The sequence below is a fragment of the Pseudomonas sp. ASL3 genome (assembly GCF_056680425.1).
This window is the reverse complement of record NZ_CM155281.1, coordinates 2,286,775-2,309,672: the sequence shown is the minus strand read 5'-3', so window position 1 is coordinate 2,309,672 and position 22,898 is coordinate 2,286,775. Positions and strand designations below refer to the sequence as shown.

Genomic DNA, 22,898 nt, shown 5'->3' with positions numbered 1-22,898 from the left:
TGCGCCCTATCTCTGCCTATGGGAGCCACTTCAGTTCTGTACCAGCGGTAGGACGTTTCTTGTACCGGGGGTGGGACGCTCAGTTTTACCGGAGCTTGGAAGCTCTAAAAGTGTCCGCAGTCTATTACCTGTTGGTGGATTTGGCGGTACACCAAAGGATGTCGAGGCTTCCCTAGCGTACGATTCGATCCACTCACCCCACGTTAGGGTTCAGGTTTAACGTGATATCTCTGGCGAGCAGTTCCAAGGCAACAGTGCTTCATAGTCTGCCACCGACTTCGCAAGTGGCACATGCTCCAGTACATAGCGTAGCCACGTATAAGGCTCTCGGCCGTTGACCTTGGCGGTCTCGACCAAGCTGTAGATCTGGGCACTGGCGGTAGCGCCTTTGGGTGTATCGCTGAACAGCCATGCCTTACGTCCGATCACAAACGGCTTTATCGCGCGCTCCGCCGCGTTGTTGTCGATCGGTAAAAAACCGGCCTCCACGTAACGCTCCAGCCGGCTCCAGTTGTTGGCAAGATAGTTAACCGCCTTGCCCAGCACACTTTGCGGCGTCACTTGGGACTGCGTTTTATCCAGCCAGCTTTTCAACTGGGCCAGGATCGGCAGGCTCTTTTCCTGTCTGCCGATAAATCGTTGCTCGTCACTGACGTCCTTCAGTTCACGCTCGATGCCGTACAGCTTGTTGATCATCGTCAGGGCGATATCGGCACGTCCCGCCTTGCCCTTGGGCTGTACCTTTTGAGCATCGACAAACTTGCGCCGCACATGGGCCATGCACGCCAGACGTTCCACTCCGGGCTGTAATGCCAAGGCGTTGTAACCCGCGTAATCATCGGTCATGACGTAGCCACGATAACTTTCCAGCAGGCGCAACGGCACTTCCTGCGCACGGCTGGAGGTGTAGTCAAACAGCACGACTTTTCGATCCGGCGGCCCGCTGGCTTGCACCCACATCCAGGATTGGCTGGTTGGGTCTCGATCCGGTTCTTTAAGTACCTGGACGCGGGTTTCATCACAGTGGATGACCGGGCTTTCCAGCAACCGATCCCGCATCAGATTTAATAACGGTTGCAAGTGCTCGCCGCACTGGATGACCCAGCGCGCCAAGGTTTGGCGAGGGATGTCCACACCATGCCGGGCAAGTACCGTTTCGAAACGGTGGAGCGGCAGGCCGTCGACGTATTTAGTGGTCAACAACATCGCCAAGACACTCGGACTGGCCATGCTCTTTTCGATCAACTGAGCCGGTTTGTCAGCAGTGACCGGCGCCGCTTCACAACCACGACACCCGTAGACTTTGCGGATGTGTTTGATCACGCGGATTTGCATCGGCACGATATCCAGCTGCTCGCTGGTTTCTTCGCTGACGACATGCTTGCGGCAACCACAGGCACACGTCAGTTCGTGCTCGGGAAGTTCGTGGATGACTTCGATGCGCGGCAGATCAGCAGACAGAGGCTTGCGCTTGCCACGACGTGAAGTCGGAGCAACAACTTCTTCGTCAGCGTCGCCGATTGAGGGCATCGGCTCGCTTTCGGGCTCGTTGAACAACGCCAGTTGAGGGGTATTGGGTTCAACGGTCTGCTCGGATTTGCGACCGAACAAACGGTCGCGCAGCAGCTTGATCTGTTCTTTCAGATCGACGATATGAGTCTGGTATGCCTCAGCCGTTACCTGTTGACGACTGAGTGCCTCAAGCAACATTTGCTTGAGCAGAACAGGGTCGTCAGGGAGGTCTTCGGGCATCAAATTCATGCCCGGATTATACCCGTCAGGCGACGAATCTTGGCGTTAAAACCTTGTGTGGACGGTTGCGCCAGAGATCAAATCCATCCAGTAGCCAGTTCAGTTCTTGGACGGTCAGCACGATAGCCTCGTCCACCTCATCGGGTGAAGTTTTGAAACGCTCGGACTCCAGGCGCTTGAGCCAAAGGCAGAAGCCGTTACGCTCCCAGTACAACACTTTGACCCGGTTACGGTGGCGATTCAGAAAAACAAAGAGCACGGGGTCAAACACCGCGACCTTGATATCCAGTTCGACCAGCGCAGCTAGGCCATCAATGGACTTTCGAAAATCTACCGGCTTTGGGTAGAGGTACACTTTTTCAACGCTGGCATTGGGACGCATCATGGTGATGGGCTCCTGATGGAAATCGGGAGCACAGCATCAGCCGTCAGCTATCCGCTTGGAATGTGGGGTTCATGGAGCGGATACGATGAATGACCGGTTCAAGCCGTACCTATCCAGACTTGTTACCTATCTGGCGTCTTGTGACGAGAACTGGAGTCAGCATAAGTACCTCTTTCCTGAGGTTGCTAGTGGTACAGCCTATAGCTTCGACTCCCTCGCAAGGTTCCTACCACGACTTCGACGAATCGTGTCCGAGTGCGTCCATCGCGAGCCTACTAAAGCGAGGTTAAAAGCACTGAAAAACATAGGGGACTTGAACTTCAGCGCTATCCGTCGCGCCGCTATCGCCGTGAACCTAGCCCCGCCCAGGATTCGAGCAGCGGAGTTCGAAGAAGGTTTTCAAGCATGGGTAAAACCATCGAATCCACCTAAAAAGCATCGGGCGAGAGTAAGTGCTCGCAGCAAGCCAGACGACTCCCCTGCCCCTGCCTGATTCCCCAGGCAGCCGCTCAGGCCGTTTTATCCGGGTCGGTCTGCGGCGAGCCGCCCCCTCGGCATTAACGTAGATAGACAAGAGCCCGTCTTGCAGCCCAGAGGTATCTGCATTGAGCTACTCAGCCGGCTTAAAAAGGTAGGTCGGGAAGACAGAGATTAGGTTGGCCAAGAAAGGACATCTAGGCAGAAAGCAAACTGGTACGACCTTAGATCTAGCCCAGGCTCAAGCCTCTCGCCAGCTCTCGACCGTATCGGCGCCGTGAGTGGCCTTCCATTCCTTAAGCTGCTTGTGATTGGCCCCGCGTGTTTCGATTAACTCCCCGGAGTGAGGGTTTCTGTAACGCTTGACTGTACGTCCGCGTCGCTTGAGTTTGCCACGCTCAACCGGCGGTTTAAGTTCAAGTGCAGATACATCCTGGCCTGGATCAAGTAACTGAACGACTTCACTTGGGGTGAAGTCATATTTACGTGCGAGGTTGTGCAGTTTGGCGAGGAATAGAAACTCGTTTCTGAGGGTAGGATCACGCAAAGCTTCCCTGAGCTCCTCATATTCGCTCGTGATCCGTTTTCCCGCTGACAGGATTTTGGATGCCATCCTCATGATAATAATCCTATCCTAGATTAACTTAGGTGATCCATCTCTAGGCTGAACATCTAAGGAACTCTCTTAAGTCGTCTGTACTTTCAAAGACATTCGACTTACATTCACTTTCTATTAGTCTGTTGAAAGTTGCCAACTGATTCTCGTCGCCGATGAGTTGCGCGGCTCCCGACTTAAATTTATTGAAGTCCAAGATGAGCGCGATGGCTTCCTGCGATGAGAAACCGAACTCTTCCATCAGCGCGGTAAGCTGATTCTTGAATTCTACGTCGAGCTGGAAGTCAGCTTCGCCTCTGCAGTCGTCCAGCTCTACCAACATTCTGGCCAAGGCGTATTCTGTTTTCCGGAGTTTTAGGTAAGTGTGAGGTCTGCTCATTTTTAGCTACCGGGCTGAGTAGTTTCTTGCTTGAGTGTAGCCCAAGCGAATGCCCAGATACAGCCCCACATGCGCGGGCTCAAGGCCGTGCTTTGCCCATTTCAACCATCCTGAGGTTTCACGCAGGGCTACCGGGAGGGCATAGCAGGATGGGTCGAGCAAAACGCGGCCTGCTCAACTTGTCAGGTTTTTGACATGCTGCTTTTTCAATGACTTAAAGAAAAAAAGAGGGGCTTCACCGGATCAAGTGGGTGTTATGAGTTTTGGAGACGTTCCGGGTATAAATCCAAACCACCAAAATGAAAGTAAATGGCATTGCGAAAACGCTCCCGATTTCGAAACCCGCAAGAGCGTTGCTTGAGCCGTTGAATGCGTGCGTTCATGCTTTCTGCATGACCGTTATGCAGGTTCAACACGATGGCGTTGACGATGCCCCACAGTCGTCGCTTGATCGTTTTGGCGACTTTCCACATCGGTGGCAGCCCACTGTTCAAGGCCCATTCCAGCCAGTGGTTCCACTGTTGTTCGACCTCATCCCGATCCTTACCTCGCCACAACTGCATGGCCAGATCCTTGATCGCCCACGCTTTGGCTGTACGCAACGAACCCTCTCGCAACGACTCGAAGGTTGCCTGTTGTCGCTCAGTCATGTTCTCAGCCCGCTTGAGCCAGACGTATTTCGTGTTCTTGAGCACCGTGGAGCCGGCCTTTAGCAACTCGCGGTTCTCCATATGACGCACTCTGTCCAACGCCTCACTTAACAGCTTGGCCACATGGAACTTGTCGAACGCTATTTTGTGCATGGCATCCGGAATATGACGCTGGGTCGCGCTGATAAAGGCGGGCCACATATCCATCGAAACGCCCGTAATAGCTTGCTTCTGGTCGCTATTGAGCTTCGTATAAAACGCTTCCAGGCTCTGGGTGAGATTGCCGTCTTCCACATGCAAGACCTGACCCGTTGCGGGGTCGGTCACCACGGTGACGTACTCGCGACGCTTTTGAAACGAAGTCTCGTCCACACATATCTGGGTCGGTGATAACGGTTTTCGACGCGCCAATCCGCGTCTGACGGCGCGAGCCATGATCCGGTCAATGCTGCCCCAGCTTGTCTGGAGTTGACGCGAGACCGCCTGAATACTGGCTTCCTGGATCCAGTTGATCACCAATGCTTCAAACATCAAGGTGAAACCTGAACCAGCGTCTGCCCACGGGACCTCGACAGTCACCACGCCATGCTCGGCGCAATGAACTCTGGGCACCTCAGCCTCTAGAATGGTCACGAACTGACACGTATCAAGATGCCGCCAACGACGTTTGCGTTTGTCATAACGCGAAGCGTGCAGGCCACATTGCGGACAGGTGAACGCAGCAGCATCAGATACTCCAACGCCGACAACGACTTGCCCCAACGCACGGTCAAGGTTAACTGCGACCACTTTCCACGGTGCCTGGAGCCCAAGAATTTGGGCATATAAATCAATATCTCTCATGGGGAGGAGAATAGATTACCCACTCAAAACGGTGAAGCCCCAAAAAAGAGGATTGTTTCCGCCGGGAAACAGTCACAAAGACGCATCAGGCTTTCACAAAATATGATCAGTCCGGCTTACTGGCGACCTTGGAGGCATCGTTTTCTAGAGATGTCACAAGGTCTCGATTTTACAGCATATTGGCGATGTGCAGGCCTTCCGAAATTCATTTCATCGGACGGTTTTCGCCATTTCGAAATTGCCAAAGGCTAGGTCGAAAACTGATTCTCAGGCTAGGGCCGGCCTGAATTTCGCGCTCACCAATTTATGCATAACCCTAAGCGACCAATTTCAGCTCGGGCAGAAATCTTTCGGAGGCGCCTGCTTGGTCGTGTAGCGCCTTCTCCGGAGCGTAGCCCCCAGGGCCATAGCAACGCCCTCTCCCTCGATATATTTACGCTGTCCCGTATTTAGATACAAACAGATCAATTGGCTAGGAACCGTGTTCAAAACGCATGAAGGTGCACGAAACCTCATAGCGTAAAGCGCGTTTTGTATGTCTGAGCAGCAAAAGCTTCAGACGCTCGCTCAATCAGTAGCAGTTGGACTTCCACCACTGTCTGCTCCATCGATAATCTAAATATGATTATAATAAAAGGACAGTCTTAATTTCCGATTTGTCATTCAGTACTCAGTCCAAGCAATCGCGAGCAGGTAGATTTCCATCAATCAGCTTTGTTATCGAAAAGCGAAAAATTAGGGGTTAAGTAAATTCCAATCAATAGGATTTCGTTTCCGTTGGGTAGATGCAGTTCGATCTATAACGATTGCGATGAGCTTGATTACTGCGAAGACTGCATCGCTCCAGCCGGTCGACGCTGGTCGTTCGTCAGCGGAGATCGTTTTGGAACAGACCCCGTTGCGCTGCTTTCGACCTGGGAGCGCGGACGTTAAAGCGGCTGTTAAAGAGCCTCTAAGCCGCATGCCATGACTGCACAGCACCATGATCTCGTTGCTGCTTTGATTGCCAACGGGCCAGGCCGGATAAAGGCATCACCTAACGTGCTGAACCTGCCACCCTTGCGTCGCCAGCGCGGCAAGCGTGCGATCTAGACTCTTGCCTGTTCCCAAAGATCCGTTACGGATGGCCAGGCATAACAGATGGGTCGGACGTGTCATCGCCACGTACATCTCCATCAGGCGCTTGCGCTGGGCAGCATTGTCGCACTTGGCACCATTCTGATTTTTCCCCAAAAGCCATGGCATAAGAGCGTGCAGGAAATGTGTGCGGTTGTACGTTTCCATCACCAAAGTCGCCGCATGTGTTTCGCCCTTGGCGATATGGATGGAGCCAAGCTTGATGTCGACGTGGGAACCATTGTGAACGCACCGGTAGTGGTTAAGTTTTGGAGCCGACAATCCTTCCTCCGCTTCTGGTTGGGCCTCAAAACCACTGCCAGTGCTCTGAGCAGTCCAGGCAAGGAATGGAGTCGCCTCGACCGCATGCGCGTTGCCTCCTCCGATCACCGCAGCGATTCCCCGAAGTCGCGGTATAGAACGCGCCCAGCTCCCCTCGTCGATAGGCTCACCGGTGAATAGGACGTTGGTGATGAGCCTGCGGTAGTTGTACCGCTGCTCGGAGTGAGCAGCGAGAATCTCTTCCAGATGCTGATGAAGTCGGCCACGTCCTCTGAAAGGGACTGGAGGCGTAAGCAGGTTGGCCAGGCGAACAATCCCCGCCGCGATGTGTTCCAGACCTTGGCGTGCTGTGCTGCCGACAGCGGCTGCTTGTCTCCCGTAATGGAAATGCTCGATCAAGGTGGCGGGACGGTAATTTGTCCTGCTCGCGCTCGGCACATACTGATCCCAAAAATGGGGAACGGTTTTCGGAAAGTGCTTGGCCTTCGTCTCAGCCGGGTCAATCAGTTTGTGAACCGCGCCCAAGGCCGTGACAGGCGCTTTAGAGATGAGCTTTGCAGGCAGGTGCTGGATCACTAGTTGACCGTACGCCTCCAGGACTCCGGACGTATCGTCGTCAGGGAAGACGAAAATGGTGTGCGGTGCTGCTGCCTCTCCTGCGTCGAGCAGGCGAGCACCTACCAAACCATTGGGAATGATCGGTGTGAAGGCGAATGCGCTTGCGAGCGTCGCAATTGATGCGTCAAGTCGAAAGCTGTCGGCGATTGCCGCGCATCTCGCCAAGTCAGGAAAATTGTCTGCAGCGAGCGCATCATCCTGCTCGAAGATCGCCTGATTGGGATCGCCGACACGCATGATACAGATATCGGGATTATTCCGAGGGAAGATGTCCCGCAGCATGGCGTTCTGGATCTCGGACGTGTCTTGCATCTCGTCGATCAGGACGCAAGGAAAGCGGTGCTGCAGCGCAGGAGCGACGGTTGGGAATTGGTCAAGGAGCGCCCTACCCAGAAGGAAGATTTCGTCGTAACAGAAATAGCCTTGTTTGGCCGCTTCTCTGAGCGCCAGTGTCGCATATTGGTAGGATTTGGTGTGTGGCCCGCTTGGGAACTCCTCGCCAAGGGGCTCGTCAAAATTGATGCTTTTGATGCGCAGGGACTCGAAGCTAAGGCGTTGCTGTTCCAGAAACTGCACAAGAAATGAGTAACGCCATTCTCCGAGGATCCTTCGCCTCGCATTCAGCGTGAGTTCGTTATCGATCGCGGTAAGTGGATGCCCAGCGGAAAGCAGCCATGGTTTGGCGAGAAACTTACTGACAAATCCATGGATGGTGTCGATGAAATGAGGGTAGCGCAGGAGCCGTTGACCTACGTCGGTGCCGCCAAGCCGGTGCTCAATTTCCTCCCGCGCTACGTTGGTGTGCGACAAGATACACAGTCCCTGTGTGGTACTCCTCCACTTGCGAGCGAGGATCGCAAGTTTTGCGACGACCAAGGTGGTTTTTCCACTGCCCGGGCATGCGGATATATCCAGCGTATCAAGGGACTTCAAAAAAAGCCTGCGAGGCTCATCCAGTTCTCTGAGCTTCATCAGGTCGCAGACCCAGTCGATATCTTCATCAAGGATCGGATCAACCATCTCGCGAAATGGTGTCATTCCTGGCCGCCCTCAGTTACACGGGCAGGCGCATCAGGCACTCGGGTCGTGGCAAACTCCAATGCAGCGAGGATGTAGGGTGGAAGCAAGGCCCTAAGCTGATCAACGTTCATGTTGCCTTGCTGCGCCGCGTCTTCCAGCAGCTCAGCGAGGTACTGTGCGGTGATCGCTTTCGACACGTTCCCACCGAGCATCTTGTACACCCTGGACGCCAGCTCTTCCTGAGATCGAGATTTCTCGGTGATGCTATCGAAACCGACCTTAGCCTCATGGAGCACTACTTCACGAGTCTTACGTTCCTCGTTCAAAGGGTCGTCATTCTTGGCAAGCGTTGCTGCGGTATAGACCTCCTGAGCCAGTCCGAAAAACGCGAGGTCATATTCAAGCGTCCAATTGTCCGCAATGAAGGTCGCGAGGTACTGACCGTCGCCCTCGCCCAGCTTGGCGCGCCGGGCTGCCAAGGCGGTGGCCTGATGCTGTGGAGTGGCTCCAAAGTGCTTCATGGCGTACCAGCGTCGCCATGGACTCGTCCACGCAGCGTCATTGTCGTCGGCCACGAGCCCGAGAATTTGCGGTGCACAATCAGGCATAACGTCCATATCAGCGAGGCATGCGGTAGGGATTTGTAGCTGCCCATTTTCTGGGTTTCGGCGCTGTAGAATTCTCGCGTACCGTCGCAACCCTGTCCCACCTACGTTGACGACCGAGACGCCATGTTCTGTCAGATCCAGTCCGATTAGCGAAGCAATGGTGGGCAGCAGGATAGACTCACCATCTCCTTCGACAATGAGTAGGCCGCGTGAAAAGAACAGGTTGGCTTTTGTGACATCCAGGAACCGATCCAGGAAGCGGTAATCACCTGTGCTCAGTTGGGTGTGCCCATCCGCCAGTGAGTAAGCTCGATGCCGGTGCATGAGAACCAGGTTTTTGAGCGGAATTTTGGAGCTCAGATTTGGGCTGTGGGTGGTCAAAATCACTTGGACGGGGCGCTGACTGGAGTCTTCAGGCGGCTTTGCAGCCGACTCTAGAAACTGCATCAACCTGAGCTGACGCTGAGGATGCAAGTGAGCTTCGGGCTCCTCGATCAGGAGTAACGGCAGGCCTTCCCGTTCCTTACCAAGCAGCAGCAGCTCGCAGGCCATGAACAACAGGTTATTCGAACCCAGGCCGTAGTTTCCGCGTGACGCCCCAGTATTGGTTTCCAGCAGCCCGAGTTCCAGCCGCTCCAAGATCTGGCGTAATTTGGCCGCTTCAGTGGCACCCTCGGCAAAGTTGATACGGCCATGCAGCTGTTCTCCGGTAAGTGAAAGCAGTTTTAGGTAATCGTCGTTGATAGCCGTTTGTGCACTGCTGACGCCTGGATGCCCATCGACCAGGTGACGAAGATAGTCTGACATCCCGGCGAGGTTTAGGGCGGCTGCGTCGACCAAGTTCGCTGGAAGGTTCTCTGTGTCGAGACCATTTCCCTGGGTGATGTCTGGGAAGTTGCTGAGGATTTGTGACAAGCGAGAGCCGCGCCCCGGCGACATCTCGCGTTCAGCATCCCTGAGAGGCCTCAAATATGCTGCTGCAAGCAACTGTCGAATATTGGAGTCCAGTGTAGGGCCGGTACCATCCTTGCCCGTTCGCACTGAGATATCGACCCATCGGCGAGCTGCAGCTGAGTCACTAAGACGCCTGGCGATCCAGTACACGTAGAGAGAAACCTCTTCGCCTTCGTACGTCAAGTATTCGGCGAGGGCGCCCTGCTCTGCTCGTGAAAGCTTGGAGAACTGGCACACCAGTGTGATCTCGCTTTTCTGCGCTTGATCTGGGGTGATGTGAAAGTCTTCAGGCTGCAGGCGCATGAAGTCAGCGTCACGCGTCTGCAAAACATGGCGGATGGCGTCGACGACCGCTGTCTTGCCGGCATCATTCTCCCCCACCAAGGCAGTGACTCCTTCATGGAAATGGATGGAAAACGTTGGGGAGACATCACCGAATTGGCGGAAATTCTTGATAGACAGGGCAGACAGATACATCTTGCGCTCCTTGCAGACGTAGGAAAGACGCCATATGAGGCAGCCTCTGGAAACTTGGATAGTGTAGTGCTACATCAGGACACTATCGCGTAAGCGGTCGCACACGTCGAGATGGGGCGTTCGAGGTTGGATTTTGAGGTAGTAGGTTGGATTGGATGTTGAGAGCGGGGACAGACAAGAACGTGGCAAGTGTTACGACGCGGCGGGCACCGGACTCATTGCCTTCTGCAAACTGCCGGCCTACCTATAGTACGGTAGGCCGCAGTTAATCAAGCAGACCTAATAGCTGACCCAACGGCCAAGTGGTCTCAAGAAGGTATGCCTACGTTAGCGGAAACCATTGGTTGATTGCGGCATTCCCGAAAACGGAAAGCTGTAGTGTGTTTTCCGGGCTTTTCCAGGATCGCCACCCAGTTTGGGACGATCAGTCTTGTGGTATTTGTTGATTTGGTTAATGACCCAAGACTCAAACTCCTTAATGCTCATGGGCGACTGCGGCGACTTGCCTGGTTGGTCGGAGCTCATCTCAATAGTAGTCGCAAGCTGCAGGAGGAAGCCCGCGAATCGCTCACCGTGGCATCCCCACAGGCTTGGTTTGCGATGCCGCAACTGGACGCCAAGTTTCATTGCAGCGTTGCGAACAGCCTTGTGGCGCGTCATCAAGGAGTAATCAGTCGTAATGGTGTTGAGAAAGATTGAATTCGCATTCAATGATTCGCTGGAAGGATATGCATCCACTGCTCGATTTGCGCGCTCGATTGCTTTCACTGCTGCGAGATGCCCTTGATTGTGCGATGAAAATGCGTGCGAAATAACAAAGTCGGTATCTAGGTCGATCAGGTACGCAACTTCAGGGCGCACGGCGTTGTTCTGCATGCTGACGTATATGTCGACTTTCACAATACCCAGGTACGCATTTATAGGGTGAGCGGTCATCTTAACTCTCCAGTATCTGTTACGGAGGTATGCCCTGGCCTGTCATTCGGTTCAATAAATAAGTTTGGCAGAGTCGGATTTTTATGAGGTATCTTCCCTTAGAGCTGCGGTTCAAGGGGTGGACCATCATCGGGCTTGGTTTCAGGAACTATCATTATGTCGTCCGCCCCTGGAATGCTGACGTGGACGCCAACAATAGCTCCGGTTACGTTATCCACGATCGTGGTCATTGCAGGACGCACATGCGGTGGCCCTTCCGGGCGGTCGGTCGTCAGGAAAACATCTGCGATAGTGTGGTCGATTTGGACTTGATTCTCGGTCATCGATTGGGTCTCCAATGAGCTATCTGGGCTACTGCATGGGTGATCACTCGACATGCTGGTATTGAGGCACTGCTGTATGCGAGGCTGATAATAGGTCGCGATCATGAGGTGTCAAGGATGCTAAAAGTGAGGTGGCGAATATATTAGCTACTGCATCGGGTATGGCGATCGATACCTTTTAATCATTATTGGCGGTAATGTAATCGTGAAAAAATTATTATAATTAAATATGCTGAGTATATTTAATGGGTCTACGACTTTTCAGGTCGTTGCAGATCAAGAGGTTGCGATCTTGGATTACACGTAAATTGATTGTATACTTAGTATATTTACCGTTCAGGAGAGGTATTTTTAATGCTTTTCTTTAGAGAGGTGTAGATCATGTCTCTCTATGGGCTGAAGTTATTTGATAGATTTATTTCACTAATTAAATCGTTCTTGGTCAGATGCCGAATAGTTAGTGATCAATATTTGGGCCCTTCTCCAGTTGTATACTCGATGCCAAACACCGCTGAAAATCAGCAAGACAATGCGTCAGCCTCAACGAGTCGGAGCCTAGCCCACGGCGTGAAATAAAGTACATGCGACGATGTGATTCGGATGGCTCGCTGCAGCGGACATCGCTACCTCGACAGACCGAGATCATAGGAAGGTGTTGCGTACTGAACATCATCTGTGGTGATCCTACCTCATTTGCCCGGTCGGTTCTTTTCCACTCCGCGAATCACTTTATGCGGGCCAAGCGTCGGATTCGGTTTGATGCTTCACACAATACGCCTGACCTCACTGCCCCTCAAATGACCATTCATCACAGGCATTTTTGAACAGTTTCGTGTTTACTCTGGGACGGATATCCCCAAAAACGGAATTTACATGCGCGCGCTGGTTGATGAATTTGTCCCGCTGGATCGAACATTCCGCGAACTGGAGTTTGACCGCTCCGCGAAAGATGACTCGGAGCTTACGCAGCTGTTTGCCGCCCGTGGGGCGCTTCGCTGGCTTGATCTGTTAAGTGAGCACCGGGTGATTTTGCTTTCCGAGGCAGGCTCGGGCAAAACAACGGAAATCCGAAACACCGCGCGCATCTTACGAGACCAGGGTAAGCCTGCTTTTTTTCTGCGGATCGAGCACATCTCATCAAGCATGGACATTGCCTTTGAGGTGGGTAGCCATGAGGATTTCCTCGCCTGGGCGGCAAGCGGCGAAGAAGGATGGTTATTTCTGGATTCCGTCGATGAGGCCCGCCTGAGACACCCCAAGGATTTTGAAGTAGCCATTAAAACGCTCGGTCACAAGCTTAAAAATGTCCTGCATCACGCACACATAGTGATCACCGGCCGGACAACGGCGTGGAGGGTAAAAACTGACTTGTTGCTGTGCCAAACCAGCCTTCCCTTCCAGCCAGTGATAAGCGAAGTCAGTGAGCAGCAGGAAAGTGAAGGCGATCCCATTCTATCGAGTCAAACGGGCGCTGGTAAAACGGCAGCTTCGCCATTCAGGCTGTTCGCTTTGGAAGATTTGCATGGTGATCAAGTAACTGCCTTTTTGCGCGCCATGGACGTCAAAGATCTCAGGGCATTTCAAGATCAGGTTGATCAGAAAGATGCTTTATTTCTCACTACCCGGCCACAAGATCTCATCGAGTTAATCGAGTACTGGAACGCTCACCAGCGCATAGGCTCTCGGTTCGAACTGATGCAGAGCAGTATTGAACGGCGGTTGAAAGAGCACAGTCAGGACAGATTACGCGTTCATCCTATAACCTCGGCTCAATTACGGCATGGGGCGCAATTGGTCGCAGCCGCGGCAACACTGTGTCAACAATCAGCCATCCAGACCCCTGATGGGACGTACAACGATCGAGGCCTCGCCATTGGAGATGTGCTCATAGAATGGGATGATGCAGAACGCGAAGCTCTTCTGGAACGACCAATTTTTGATAAGGGTATTTATGGAACGGTTCGCTTCCACCACCGCTCGGTGCGAGAGTATCTAACGGCCGAGTGGTTGCACGAGCTAATCAAAAGCGGCGCCTCACGCCGGCAGATAGAAGGCCTGCTTTTCCGCAATCAATATGGCATCGATGTCGTAATTCCCGCCATGCGCCCAGTGCTTTCCTGGTTGGCGATTTTCGACGAACGCATTCTTGATCGAGTCTGCAGCCTCGCTCCGGAAGTAATATTCGAGGGCGGCGACCCAAGCCGATTACCGGCGACAACTCGAAGTCATATTTTACGCCAAGCCTGCGAGCAACTGGCACAGCCTGCCCATGGTCGGACGCTCACTGACTTTTCCTCGGTCAAGCGTTTCGCAGCACCAGACCTGGCCGAAGACGTCAACGCCTTGCTTACCCAATACAGTGATGACGAGGACATTACCTGGTTCCTGCTCTCGATGATTTGGCGCGGGCAAATGATCGGAGCAACCGAACAAGCCAAGCGCTTTGCATTGAACTCCCGATCCAAATACACGCGTATCGCAGCTTTTCGCGCGTTGACGGCTATAGGGTCGGAACAAGATCGCGCTGAAATCCGAATGGCGATTTTGCAAGAAAGTGAGGAATTGGATCGGGACTGGGTCGCGGAACTTATCCCTTGGCTCTCGCCAGACGAAGAGGCAGTCACTTGGCTTGTCGACGCGATGAGGCGAGTCCGGCCTGCGGAGCGGTATCATGTAGATGCCTTGAGCCACGCGCTGTCCAGACATGTGGCCGACTGGCCTGTCACTCTGTTGGGGCTGCTGGTAACTGAGTTCAACACGCTCCTGGATACCCCTCCGTGGAAGACTGTCTATCCCAGCCGCGTGTCCAAGCGTAACCGATGGCTCACGACGCCTTCGGCTCAGATCATGCTTTCCCTCATCAGCAGGAGGCAAATGTCGGTCGTTGACGAATCGACGCTTTCGCTGTTGCGTAACATTCCGATATTTCAGCAGGCGGGCGAGTTAAATTCCGGGGATATTACTGACGAGTTGCGTGCCTGCATTGCAAATTGGGCTGAGCTGAACCATGAGTTATTTTGGAGCGACGTCGCTCTCCGGCGCGAGGACTTGTTCTCGAAAAGCCATGTTCCGCAAAAGCTTGTAAATTTCTTTCAGGTTGCCGCTATTGATCATCTTTGGTCGTTCTCTGAAGCAGATTTCGATGTGGTATGCGACTACATTGCAACCCGCGAATTGCTTGATGACAGGCAAGTGGCGCTGACGTTGGCTTTCTGGTTGTACCGGAGCGAACATAATCCTGAACGTCTGGCACGCATCACGGCGGCATGCCAATACGACGACACGCTTAAAGCGATGCTCGATCACCTGCTCAACCCGCCGGCGGACGACCAGGAATGGAAAGTGCAGCAACAGCACTGGAAGAGAAAATCTGAGCGTCACACAGCTGTAAGGGAAGGACGCAAGCGTCAATGGAAGGAGCGACTGCACACCGAGATTGAACTGCTACGTTCTCCTCCTCGCCCAGGGATAATGAGTAACAGCCAGATATACCTAATCGATCGGCTACGTGAAGTCTCGAACCAATCTTCTAACTGGAGTGAAGGAACCTGGCGGGCCCTGATCCCCGAATTTGGGGAGCCCGTCGCATCGGCGTTTCGCGATGGTGCTGTCGGCTTTTGGCGAGATTACGAGCCGCTGCTTCGTTCAGCAGGTGCTCCCGCCAATTCCACACCATACAGCGTCATATTCGGGCTGGTGGGCCTCTCCATTGAAGCCAGGGAGAATGAGCACTGGCTTGAAGGTCTTCTCCCAAGCGCAAGCCAGCCAAGCTACCCGGTACGCGTTGCACGAGCTCAATGGCTTCCCTGCATGGCTGCCCAATCTCTACAGCGCTCACCCCGAGGCGGTTGTGGAGATCATGATGAAAGAGATAGATTTTGAACTGATCGTCAGCGATCCAAAGGAAGCCAGCACCTACGTGCTATACAACATCAGCTGGAACGGTCACTGGATGTGGGATCGTATGGCGCAACGCCTGATCGATACGCTGAAGTCCACTCCCAGGAACCCTATTCAGCTACGCAACATATTGAACATCCTTCAAGGTTCCTCACTGGACAACTCCGTTCTCAAGGCGCTCGCCGCACGGAAGGCAAGATCTTCGAAAAAGGCCACCGTCGCGCCACTGTGGTTTGCAATGTGGGTAGGTGTCGATCCTAAGACCGCCATCGCAACGCTTGCTGCGCGATTGAGTTCAATAGAGATCGAGGTGGACAGAACTCGTTTTGCGATGCTTTTCATTACAGCCTTGGTAGGCAGTCGCCGTGAGCGGCGCTCAGTGCGGGATGCATACCGAACGGTTGAGCACATGAAGGCCCTGTATCTGTTGATGAACCTTTATATCCGTGAGCAGGACGACATTCAGCGTGCGAACTCAGGCGTGTACTCTCCCGAGTTACGGGATGACGCGCAGGACGCTCGCAACGCTTTACTCTCGTTCATTCGAGATACCCCTGGCAAAGAAGCATTCTTTGCCTTGATGGAGATTTCACAGGATCACCCTACTTCCAATGCTCGTCCGTGGATGGCGTTTCAGGCAAAGGAAAAAGCCACCCTTGATGCGGACATGTCTCCCTGGACACCACAGCAGGTGCGCGACTTCCATGATCGGCAGGAACGTACACCGGCAACCCATCGAGATCTTTGGGATCTTGCAGTTGAGCAGCTCTTAGATCTGAAGCATGAGCTTGAGGACGGAGATTCGAGCATTGCATCTATCCTACAGCCTAGAAGCCAGGAAACTGAAATACGGAAATACATCGGGAATTGGTGCAGGGATCGGGCACGCGGTCGATTTGTGACGCCCCAGGAGGAAGAGTTTGCCGACGCCAAGCGATCTGATCTTCGTTTTCACGGCAATGGATTTGATGCACAGGTACCGGTCGAGTTAAAGCTGGCCGATAAAGGTACCGGGGCTCGACTGTTGGAGCGTCTTGAGAATCAGCTTTGTGGCGATTACATGCGTGATAGACGTTCCAGGTATGGCGTGTTCTTGCTGGTTTATCATGGCATGAAGCCTGGGATGAGTTGGGTTCTGGGCAACGGTCGGATCGCCATTAGCTTCGAGGCTCTTGTTGAGCAATTGCAACAACACTGGACGCAGCTTGCTCCTCATTTTTCCGAAATTGAAGATATCAAGGTGATCGGAATTGACCTGACAAAACGTGGAGTGGCCGCACAGACGCCATCCAGGCGGCGGGCGGGAAAACCCAACGCGTCGGCAACATGACATATTTCGGATAGGGCTCAACCATGGGGCCAGGGCTGTGCAGGATTTTGTTGGACTCGTCCCCGCATGACCCCGCGTTCGAACGGTGTCACTTCAGCCCTTGCTGCTGCATCAGGCCGTCGAGCTCTTCGGCTTAATGGTCAGAGTATCCGCCATTACCGACCATTCTCCGGACAATGACTGGAGCCATCGGTAGACGGCCAGCCCTAACTATCTCGGCCAGCTTTCGGTGGGCGACCTGTAACATCAAATGCGCCACTTTTGAACGCGACGGGTTTTGACCACAAGAGTTTTCAATCACAGCAATCTCCATTTCTGAGTAAGCGACCATTTGAGGCGCAAGGCGCAGGTAAAGTGATCAGGGGCGTTGTGCCTCTAAGAGCTATCTAGCAGCCTCTGCCTACACCTGCCGTAGATGCGTAAGCTCTGCGTTGGATGCGTCTAGAAGAGCCTCGACCTCAGCTGACTTTCGTTCGGCCTGCGTCGATGTATCGATGAGAGACTTCGCCTCCAGTTGAAGTGCGGATATCTGTTCCTGCAGCATCTCCTTTGCCCCCTCGGCCCTGGCAACGACCGTTTTCATCTCGTTGATTTCGCCTGCCAGGCGCTGCATTGAATCGTCTTGTGTCGCGATGGCCTTGGATTGCTGTCGAGCCTCGCTCAACAATCGCTCGTTATCCCGATTCAACCGAGTCAGCTCATCCTGCTTGATGACCATTGTTTGCTGGAGCTGGCGCAGCTCAACCTGAACCTGTTGCAGTTGCCCCTCGTGCCGACGTTGCTCCTGCTCGCGTTGCTCCTTGATCGAATTCCGATAGTGCTCCAGCGCATCGCGTGCGTGGACGTGCTTTTCCTCCAGCGAGCGGATGTGCTCATCCTTCTCCTGGACGCGAAGTTCTAGATCACTGCAGTTCTGGCTTAGGCGGGCATTTCGCGTCAGTTCGGTCTGAAGACTGCTACGGCAGGTCTGCAATTCAGCAGACTCGGTCTCCAAGGCAACACGCTGAACATCAAACTCTCGCTGCAAGGTTGCCAGGGCTAGCTGGGAGACTTCCAGCTTTGCCTCCAAGGTTGACTTGTCGTGATTGAACTGGGCCTGGGCCTCGTTAACGTAGTCGCCACCCTCCTCCATCACCCGATTTAACAGCTGCGATACCAGCTCAGTGAGCTCATCACTCAGCCGTTCGCGCGAAGATTCCGGTCGCGGATCATGCGCCTCGATCTCCTTAAGATAGCGATGAATCGTAGTTTTTGAGCCTGTATTTCCCAGCTCAATCCGCACCGCATCGATGCTTGGGTTCTCGCCACGGGCCAGCAGCGCCTCGCGGGCTTTCTGCACAATTGCCTTGTTTACACCGCCGCGGGCCATTTTTGCTCCTACGATTTCGTACTGTTCTACATACTACGTGTTTACGTACCATCTTAAGTGAAAATTAAGGCTTATAAAAGACGCATTATTTGATAAAATAATAGAAGATTATCGCATCATATAACTGATTTTCGCCTTTCCCAGCACTAGGAACGGTACGTTTGTCGTGAAAGGGTCGAGATGAACAAAGCTGATCGCTACCTAAAGGCCGGCACCCGTGAAAACACTCGCAAGAGCTATCGCGCTGCGATAGAGCACTTCGAGGTGACCTGGGGCGGATTCCTGCCAACGACCGGAGACGGCATCGTGCGCTACCTTGCCGAGTACGCCGATCAGCATGCCATCAGTACCTTGAAGCAACGTCTGGCGGCTTTGGCTCAGTGGCACATCACTCAGGGTTTTCCCGATCCCACTAAGACGCCCACCGTGCGCCAGATGATCAAGGGCATCCGGACGCTGCACCCCACTCAGGAAAAACAGGCAACTCCCCTGCTCCTTAGCCACCTTGAGCAGGCAGTGGGATGGCTTGAGCGCGAGGCGGCACTCGCGGCCGAGCACAATGACTTCAAAAGCGTGATGCGGTGCCGACGTGACATCGCGCTCGTACTGATTGGGTTCTGGCGAGGCTTTCGCGGTGACGAGCTAGCGCGCATACAGGTCGAGAACACCCAGGCGGTAGCCGGAACAGGTATCACCTTCTACTTGCCGCACACCAAAGGCGATCGCCAGCACCTAGGCGCGAGCTACCAAACTCCGGCTCTCAAGAAACTGTGTCCGGTCGACGCTTACATCAACTGGATCACCGTAGCGGGTATTGCGCGGGGGCCGGTGTTCAGGAAGCTCGATCGCTGGGGCAATCTGGCCGATGAAGGCATCAACCCGAACAGCCTGATTCCGATGCTGCGGCGGATATTCAAACAGGCCGGCGTCCCGGCCGAGATGTACAGCAGCCATTCGATGCGTCGAGGCTTCGCTACCTGGGCCTCTGCGAATGGCTGGGACATCAAATCCTTGATGAGTTACGTGGGATGGAAAGATATCAAGTCGGCGATTCGATACGTTGACTCTAGCTCTTCGTTTGGAGGATTTGCTGTGCAGGCGCCCGTAGCGCGTATCGAAAATGCTTAGCAGCATGGTATGCCGAATAAATACTTGCTGAGCATGGACATTTCTTCAGCGGTAAAGGAAGCGGAGCCATGTTCGATATACGGGTTTTGATAATATTCACAGCGCAAGGGCTAGGGACTGGGGATGAATGAAATGAATTATGTTGAGCTGATCCAGCACCGAGCCGAGCAGGTTTTTGGCAACAAAGAGAAAGCAAATGCGTGGCTGAATCAGCCTAAATCAGCTCTGGGTGATCAAGCACCAGTGGAACTCGCGCACAGTGAAGCAGGATATCTGCTGGTCAGGGATGCGCTTGAGCGAATCAACAGCGGGTACTCATTCTAATGACAAGCGCTCATCTACCAGTGCACATGGTCTAATCATGATCGTTTTTGATCTCAACAGAAACGACAGCGAAGCCCTCCTCCGACACGTCGAAGAAGTCAGGCCAAAGTCAGGTGACGCTCGTGAAGACGCTCGACTGCGTGAGGCGCTGCTCGAATTGAAGGAAGCTTTGGCTCAGCACCTAAAAGATTCGGGAGCCTAGGCTACGAGACATGCCGTCGATGATTTCTCGGGTGACCAATCCTAGGTTTCAGCCAATCGCCTCACCCCAGAAATGTTATCAAAGTGGCTTGCAACCACTCACCGACGACCTGTTATTTTCCAGGGCTATCATCAATCAGGAGTTTGCATGGCGATTACGGTGCCGAGAGAAGGTGAAATCTGGAAGCTAGCGGTTGAAACATTGGGGGTGCAGCGCCTACAAGAGCTTGTAGAAGAACGTCTGAAAGGCTATGTGAATAACCGCAAAGTGGACAACCTCGGATATCTGCGACGCGAATGGCTAGGCCCTGAAGCGTTGGCGGCGCTACGTGCAGGTCAGCGCTTGGCAAGAAGGGAGCCAATGATATTCGAGGAGAATCTGAACGCTGTCGCGCTGCCCAACGGACATCGCTCTCACCTGTTGCGCGGAATTGTTCAAGCCTTGCCAGCGGGTCAATTGCCCGGAGATCTGCTGGAATGGAGGCTGCTGCTCGACCTAGGAGTGTGATATCCACGTCACTAGAGCGGGGACTCGTGCATCCACTGGTAAGCGGATGACCTCAGCGCTATTCAAGCGCACACCCCATGTTCCAACCGACCTATCAGTTCGATCACGGCTTGAGTTTCGACACGCGTGCTCATCATTTCAAGCGGTGCTCTTGAACCAAGCGCAAATGCGGGCGATTTCATCCACTCCCTGGCGGAACGAAGATCACCTTCAAACAGCTCAAGAGCAGCGTTCAAAACGCTAACCAGCGCGCACAATCGATCACTCTCAGCCATGCTCAACCGGCCCGCCGTCGCCCTCCTCGTCAGCGTTGCAGGTGACATGGACAAGTACTGGCGAAGCTCACTCTCGTACATGTCCAAGACGACCGTCAGTTGCTGATAAAAAGCAAAGGACAGCCCTCGGTGAACCATCTTGTGGAGCACAGCGCCGCGAGCCGGAAGTCCCATCCTTGCCCAAATATCTGCTTGAGCAGACTCGATAGGGTCATATTCTTTGATTGATGAGTCGATACCCACGTCTAGTGTCTTCCATTAACGGCCACATGCCTGTTGAGATCGATGGATGGATGCTCACGCTTTTCAATGACTGCGACACCCTGGGTTACTGCGAGTAATTGCAAAGCACCAGACGGTCGAGTCGGAGGTCTTGAAACCTGGCAGAGTTACCCTGAAAATTTTTCCGTTTTAGACGGAAAAATCACTAGTACCCGCAGCCCCAAGCCATTTGGTGCCGCATCCAGTACGACTTGGGCTCTGTGCTTCTCTGCAATCGTTTTAACAATTGAAAGCCCCAGTCCGCTGCCAGAGCCGGTTTGATTGTTGCTTCGATAGAATCGCTCAAGCACCCGTTCACGATCCGCTGCACTTATTCCTGGGCCGTTGTCGCAGACCTCAAGCACGACACCTTGATCGGTATCGCGTACTGCCACGTCAATCTTTGCGTGGGCACCCGCGTATCGAATCGCGTTGTCCACCAGGTTATTGAGCAAGATACGTAGCGTTTCGGGATTCCCGGTAATGCTTGACGCTATACTCTCGGCTAGCCCGAGATCAATCCCTGAGGCTTGAGCCCTACGAACCTGATCAGTGATCACCGATTTGCATAGAGCGGACAATTCGACGCTCTGCATGACTGGCGGCTGCGCATCAGGCTCCAAACGAGCCAAGGTCAACAACTGTTGTGTCAGATGAGTAAGACGTGTGACGCCCGCCTGTACCTCTGACAGCGATACCTGCCGGTCATCATCCTGAGTGGCCCGCTGTGCCAACTCCACTTGAATGCTGAGTGCTGCCACTGGGGTGCGTAGCTCGTGCGCGGCATCAGCGATGAAGTGTTTTTGCATGGTGAAGGCATTCGCCAGCCGTTCCAGCAAATCGTTGAGGGCATCGACCAGAGGTTTGACTTCGCCAGGCAATTCTTTCGAAGCAATAGGCTGCAGGCTATTCACGTTGCGCTCTGACAGTTCTGTCGCCACTGTTCGCAGTGGTTTTAGCCCGTAGCTGATACCAAACCACAAGAACAGGGCTAGCAAGGGAATCAGTGACACCACTGGCCACAGCAGGTGCACGGCTAAACCGGCGAGTTCTTCCCAGCGTTTATTTTGCGCTTGAGCCACCCGGATAAACTTGTCGCCGCGCTGGCTCACAAACGTGTGCCAGATTTGATCTCCGACCTGAACATCGCTCAGTCCAGTTTGCTGCGGTGGAGGAAGCGTGAGCGCTGAGTCAGTCGTAAAGCTCAAGACTCCTGCGCTCCAAACCTGAAGCAGCACTTCGTCAGTATTATCATCACTAAGTGGACTGGGTTTCTTGCCTGTATCCGTCAGTACGACACGCTCACCAGGATCCACATTGATGTGTTCGGCGAGGTAACGCATTTGGTCGTTGAGCAGATCATCCAGTTCAAGGACAGCCCCCCAATAGGTGCCAATACTTGCCAGCAGCCCAGCCAGAAAAGTGGCTGGCAGCAGCCATAACAGCAGACGCCGACGGAGCGAACTCATGCGTCCTCTCCAATGTGATAACCGACACCTCGAACAGTACGGATTACCTCAGCTCCGAGCTTTTTTCGAAGATTATGAATGTGAACTTCCACTGCATTGCTACCCACCTCGTCACCCCAACCATACAGGCGATCCTCTAGCTGCTCGCGGGAGATCACCGCATCCGGCTCCTTCATCAGCTCGTGTAGCAACGCATATTCTTTAGCCGATAGGCTGACAGGTTCATTGCGCAACCACAGCAGGTGTCGTACTGGATCGAGTCGCAACGGGCCACCCCGAAGTTCCGTCTGCACACGCCCGGATTGCCGACGGCTGACGGCGCGGATGCGTGCAACCAGCTCCTCGATGGCAAACGGTTTAACCAGATAATCGTCAGCGCCGTGATCAAGACCAGCAACCCGATCTGGAAGCGAGTCGCGGGCGGTGATGATGATCACTGGCAAGCTCTCGTCGTGCTGACGCAGAACCTTGAGCACCTCCATGCCATCCTGACGCGGAAGTCCCAGATCGAGCAGCAGCAACGCATAAGGGGTGGTTTCCAACGCGAGGACGGCAGCCTTGCCGTCCGTGACCCAATCCACTGTATACCCCTCCTGGCGCAAGCCTTTTTGCAAGCCGCTGCCGATCATCGGGTCATCTTCTGCAAGTAAAATTCGCATTGCCTGATCCCTCTCCTCTCCTCTCCTCACCTCAGTCA

The 22,898-nt window shown here is 53.8% G+C and carries 20 protein-coding genes; 7 read left to right on the top strand and 13 right to left on the bottom strand.

The genetic code is table 11. The features are described 5' to 3' along the window. Nucleotides 1-216: 216 nt before the first annotated feature. The 5 genes from tnpC to AC1MEE_RS10595 form a co-directional block, all read right to left on the bottom strand. Nucleotides 217-1,761 (bottom strand): IS66 family transposase, encoded by a 1,545-nt coding sequence (tnpC, locus tag AC1MEE_RS10615; protein WP_480411498.1) that lies wholly within the window; start codon nt 1,759-1,761, stop codon nt 217-219. Nucleotides 1,762-1,777: 16 nt separating this feature from the next. Continuing rightward, complete coding sequence (gene tnpB / locus AC1MEE_RS10610) at nt 1,778-2,137, bottom strand: IS66 family insertion sequence element accessory protein TnpB (RefSeq protein ID WP_480411499.1); 360 nt, start codon at nt 2,135-2,137, stop codon at nt 1,778-1,780. 718 nt (nt 2,138-2,855) lie between these two features. Further along, nucleotides 2,856-3,233 (bottom strand): histone-like nucleoid-structuring protein, MvaT/MvaU family, encoded by a 378-nt coding sequence (locus AC1MEE_RS10605; protein WP_480415275.1) that lies wholly within the window; start codon nt 3,231-3,233, stop codon nt 2,856-2,858. Between the two features lie 40 nt (nt 3,234-3,273). Further along, nucleotides 3,274-3,609: a hypothetical protein gene (locus AC1MEE_RS10600; RefSeq protein WP_480415274.1), complete on the bottom strand. Its 336-nt coding sequence runs from the start codon at nt 3,607-3,609 to the stop codon at nt 3,274-3,276. Between the two features lie 254 nt (nt 3,610-3,863). Further along, nucleotides 3,864-5,102 carry an ISL3 family transposase gene (locus AC1MEE_RS10595; protein ID WP_480410596.1) on the bottom strand — a complete coding sequence of 413 codons (1,239 nt, stop codon included), beginning with the start codon at nt 5,100-5,102 and terminating at the stop codon, nt 3,864-3,866. Between the two features lie 777 nt (nt 5,103-5,879). On the opposite strand from AC1MEE_RS10595, the gene AC1MEE_RS10590 reads away from it, so the two are divergent. After that, nucleotides 5,880-6,035: a DUF7693 family protein gene (locus AC1MEE_RS10590; RefSeq protein ID WP_480415273.1), complete on the top strand. Its 156-nt coding sequence runs from the start codon at nt 5,880-5,882 to the stop codon at nt 6,033-6,035. 99 nt (nt 6,036-6,134) lie between these two features. Here the strand turns inward: AC1MEE_RS10590 and AC1MEE_RS10585 are convergent, their stop codons facing one another. The 4 genes from AC1MEE_RS10585 to AC1MEE_RS10570 all read right to left on the bottom strand — a co-directional run bounded on the left by AC1MEE_RS10585 (nt 6,135) and on the right by AC1MEE_RS10570 (nt 11,436). Beyond that, nucleotides 6,135-8,156, bottom strand: a complete 2,022-nt coding sequence (locus AC1MEE_RS10585) for a UvrD-helicase domain-containing protein (protein WP_480415272.1) — start codon at nt 8,154-8,156, stop codon at nt 6,135-6,137. Continuing rightward, nucleotides 8,153-10,177 (bottom strand): ATP-dependent nuclease, encoded by a 2,025-nt coding sequence (locus tag AC1MEE_RS10580; protein ID WP_480415271.1) that lies wholly within the window; start codon nt 10,175-10,177, stop codon nt 8,153-8,155. The genes AC1MEE_RS10585 and AC1MEE_RS10580 overlap by 4 nt, the downstream gene beginning before the upstream one ends. A gap of 327 nt (nt 10,178-10,504) precedes the next feature. Beyond that, on the bottom strand, nt 10,505-11,113 hold the full coding sequence (locus AC1MEE_RS10575) for a hypothetical protein (protein ID WP_480415270.1): 609 nt from the start codon (nt 11,111-11,113) through the stop codon (nt 10,505-10,507). A 98-nt stretch (nt 11,114-11,211) separates the two neighbouring features. Beyond that, nucleotides 11,212-11,436 (bottom strand): hypothetical protein, encoded by a 225-nt coding sequence (locus AC1MEE_RS10570; RefSeq protein ID WP_480415269.1) that lies wholly within the window; start codon nt 11,434-11,436, stop codon nt 11,212-11,214. 873 nt (nt 11,437-12,309) lie between these two features. On the opposite strand from AC1MEE_RS10570, the gene AC1MEE_RS10565 reads away from it, so the two are divergent. Both AC1MEE_RS10565 and AC1MEE_RS10560 read left to right on the top strand, forming a co-directional pair. Further along, a complete protein-coding gene (locus AC1MEE_RS10565) occupies nt 12,310-15,318 on the top strand; it encodes an NACHT domain-containing protein (protein WP_480415268.1) in 3,009 nt (1,002 codons plus the stop codon). Next, the gene (locus tag AC1MEE_RS10560) at nt 15,299-16,666 is read left to right on the top strand and encodes a hypothetical protein (protein WP_480415267.1); all 1,368 of its coding nucleotides are present in this window, start codon (nt 15,299-15,301) and stop codon (nt 16,664-16,666) included. Before AC1MEE_RS10565 ends, AC1MEE_RS10560 begins: the two co-directional genes overlap by 20 nt. 400 nt (nt 16,667-17,066) lie before the next feature. Here AC1MEE_RS10560 and AC1MEE_RS10555 read toward each other — a convergent pair whose 3' ends face one another. After that, the gene (locus AC1MEE_RS10555) at nt 17,067-18,035 is read right to left on the bottom strand and encodes a DNA-binding protein (RefSeq protein WP_480415266.1); all 969 of its coding nucleotides are present in this window, start codon (nt 18,033-18,035) and stop codon (nt 17,067-17,069) included. Nucleotides 18,036-18,215: 180 nt separating this feature from the next. On the opposite strand from AC1MEE_RS10555, the gene AC1MEE_RS10550 reads away from it, so the two are divergent. From AC1MEE_RS10550 to AC1MEE_RS10540, 3 genes are all read left to right on the top strand, one after another. Next, on the top strand, nt 18,216-19,163 hold the full coding sequence (locus tag AC1MEE_RS10550; protein ID WP_480415265.1) for a site-specific integrase: 948 nt from the start codon (nt 18,216-18,218) through the stop codon (nt 19,161-19,163). A 123-nt stretch (nt 19,164-19,286) separates the two neighbouring features. After that, a complete protein-coding gene (locus AC1MEE_RS10545) occupies nt 19,287-19,487 on the top strand; it encodes an antitoxin Xre/MbcA/ParS toxin-binding domain-containing protein (protein ID WP_480415264.1) in 201 nt (66 codons plus the stop codon). Between the two features lie 349 nt (nt 19,488-19,836). Beyond that, nucleotides 19,837-20,196 carry a hypothetical protein gene (locus tag AC1MEE_RS10540; protein ID WP_480415262.1) on the top strand — a complete coding sequence of 120 codons (360 nt, stop codon included), beginning with the start codon at nt 19,837-19,839 and terminating at the stop codon, nt 20,194-20,196. 62 nt (nt 20,197-20,258) lie between these two features. Here AC1MEE_RS10540 and parS read toward each other — a convergent pair whose 3' ends face one another. Next, complete coding sequence (gene parS, locus AC1MEE_RS10535; RefSeq protein WP_480415261.1) at nt 20,259-20,714, bottom strand: type II RES/Xre toxin-antitoxin system antitoxin; 456 nt, start codon at nt 20,712-20,714, stop codon at nt 20,259-20,261. On the opposite strand from parS, the gene AC1MEE_RS10530 reads away from it, so the two are divergent. Next, nucleotides 20,699-20,812 carry a DUF7693 family protein gene (locus AC1MEE_RS10530; RefSeq protein WP_480415260.1) on the top strand — a complete coding sequence of 38 codons (114 nt, stop codon included), beginning with the start codon at nt 20,699-20,701 and terminating at the stop codon, nt 20,810-20,812. The genes parS and AC1MEE_RS10530 overlap by 16 nt on opposite strands. Nucleotides 20,813-20,860: 48 nt before the next feature. Here the strand turns inward: AC1MEE_RS10530 and AC1MEE_RS10525 are convergent, their stop codons facing one another. Further along, nucleotides 20,861-22,201 (bottom strand): ATP-binding protein, encoded by a 1,341-nt coding sequence (locus AC1MEE_RS10525; RefSeq protein WP_480415259.1) that lies wholly within the window; start codon nt 22,199-22,201, stop codon nt 20,861-20,863. After that, nucleotides 22,198-22,860, bottom strand: a complete 663-nt coding sequence (locus AC1MEE_RS10520; protein WP_480415258.1) for a response regulator — start codon at nt 22,858-22,860, stop codon at nt 22,198-22,200. The genes AC1MEE_RS10525 and AC1MEE_RS10520 overlap by 4 nt, the downstream gene beginning before the upstream one ends. Nucleotides 22,861-22,898 lie beyond the last annotated feature (38 nt).

Excerpts from the sequence above, each read along its gene's own strand:
- tnpB (WP_480411499.1), bottom strand. The coding sequence starts at position 2,137 with ATGATGCGTCCCAATGCCAGCGTTGAAAAAGTGTACCTCTACCCAAAG.
- AC1MEE_RS10540 (WP_480415262.1), top strand. The coding sequence starts at position 19,837 with ATGGCGATTACGGTGCCGAGAGAAGGTGAAATCTGGAAGCTAGCGGTT.
- AC1MEE_RS10595 (WP_480410596.1), bottom strand. The coding sequence starts at position 5,102 with ATGAGAGATATTGATTTATATGCCCAAATTCTTGGGCTCCAGGCACCG.
- AC1MEE_RS10545 (WP_480415264.1), top strand. The coding sequence starts at position 19,287 with ATGAATGAAATGAATTATGTTGAGCTGATCCAGCACCGAGCCGAGCAG.
- AC1MEE_RS10560 (WP_480415267.1), top strand. The coding sequence starts at position 15,299 with ATGAAAGAGATAGATTTTGAACTGATCGTCAGCGATCCAAAGGAAGCC.
- AC1MEE_RS10570 (WP_480415269.1), bottom strand. The coding sequence starts at position 11,436 with ATGACCGAGAATCAAGTCCAAATCGACCACACTATCGCAGATGTTTTC.
- AC1MEE_RS10565 (WP_480415268.1), top strand. The coding sequence starts at position 12,310 with ATGCGCGCGCTGGTTGATGAATTTGTCCCGCTGGATCGAACATTCCGC.
- AC1MEE_RS10580 (WP_480415271.1), bottom strand. The coding sequence starts at position 10,177 with ATGTATCTGTCTGCCCTGTCTATCAAGAATTTCCGCCAATTCGGTGAT.
- AC1MEE_RS10520 (WP_480415258.1), bottom strand. The coding sequence starts at position 22,860 with ATGCGAATTTTACTTGCAGAAGATGACCCGATGATCGGCAGCGGCTTG.
- AC1MEE_RS10525 (WP_480415259.1), bottom strand. The coding sequence starts at position 22,201 with ATGAGTTCGCTCCGTCGGCGTCTGCTGTTATGGCTGCTGCCAGCCACT.
- AC1MEE_RS10555 (WP_480415266.1), bottom strand. The coding sequence starts at position 18,035 with ATGGCCCGCGGCGGTGTAAACAAGGCAATTGTGCAGAAAGCCCGCGAG.
- tnpC (WP_480411498.1), bottom strand. The coding sequence starts at position 1,761 with ATGAATTTGATGCCCGAAGACCTCCCTGACGACCCTGTTCTGCTCAAG.
- AC1MEE_RS10530 (WP_480415260.1), top strand. The coding sequence starts at position 20,699 with ATGAGTCGATACCCACGTCTAGTGTCTTCCATTAACGGCCACATGCCT.
- AC1MEE_RS10575 (WP_480415270.1), bottom strand. The coding sequence starts at position 11,113 with ATGACCGCTCACCCTATAAATGCGTACCTGGGTATTGTGAAAGTCGAC.
- AC1MEE_RS10600 (WP_480415274.1), bottom strand. The coding sequence starts at position 3,609 with ATGAGCAGACCTCACACTTACCTAAAACTCCGGAAAACAGAATACGCC.
- AC1MEE_RS10550 (WP_480415265.1), top strand. The coding sequence starts at position 18,216 with ATGAACAAAGCTGATCGCTACCTAAAGGCCGGCACCCGTGAAAACACT.
- AC1MEE_RS10585 (WP_480415272.1), bottom strand. The coding sequence starts at position 8,156 with ATGACACCATTTCGCGAGATGGTTGATCCGATCCTTGATGAAGATATC.
- AC1MEE_RS10605 (WP_480415275.1), bottom strand. The coding sequence starts at position 3,233 with ATGAGGATGGCATCCAAAATCCTGTCAGCGGGAAAACGGATCACGAGC.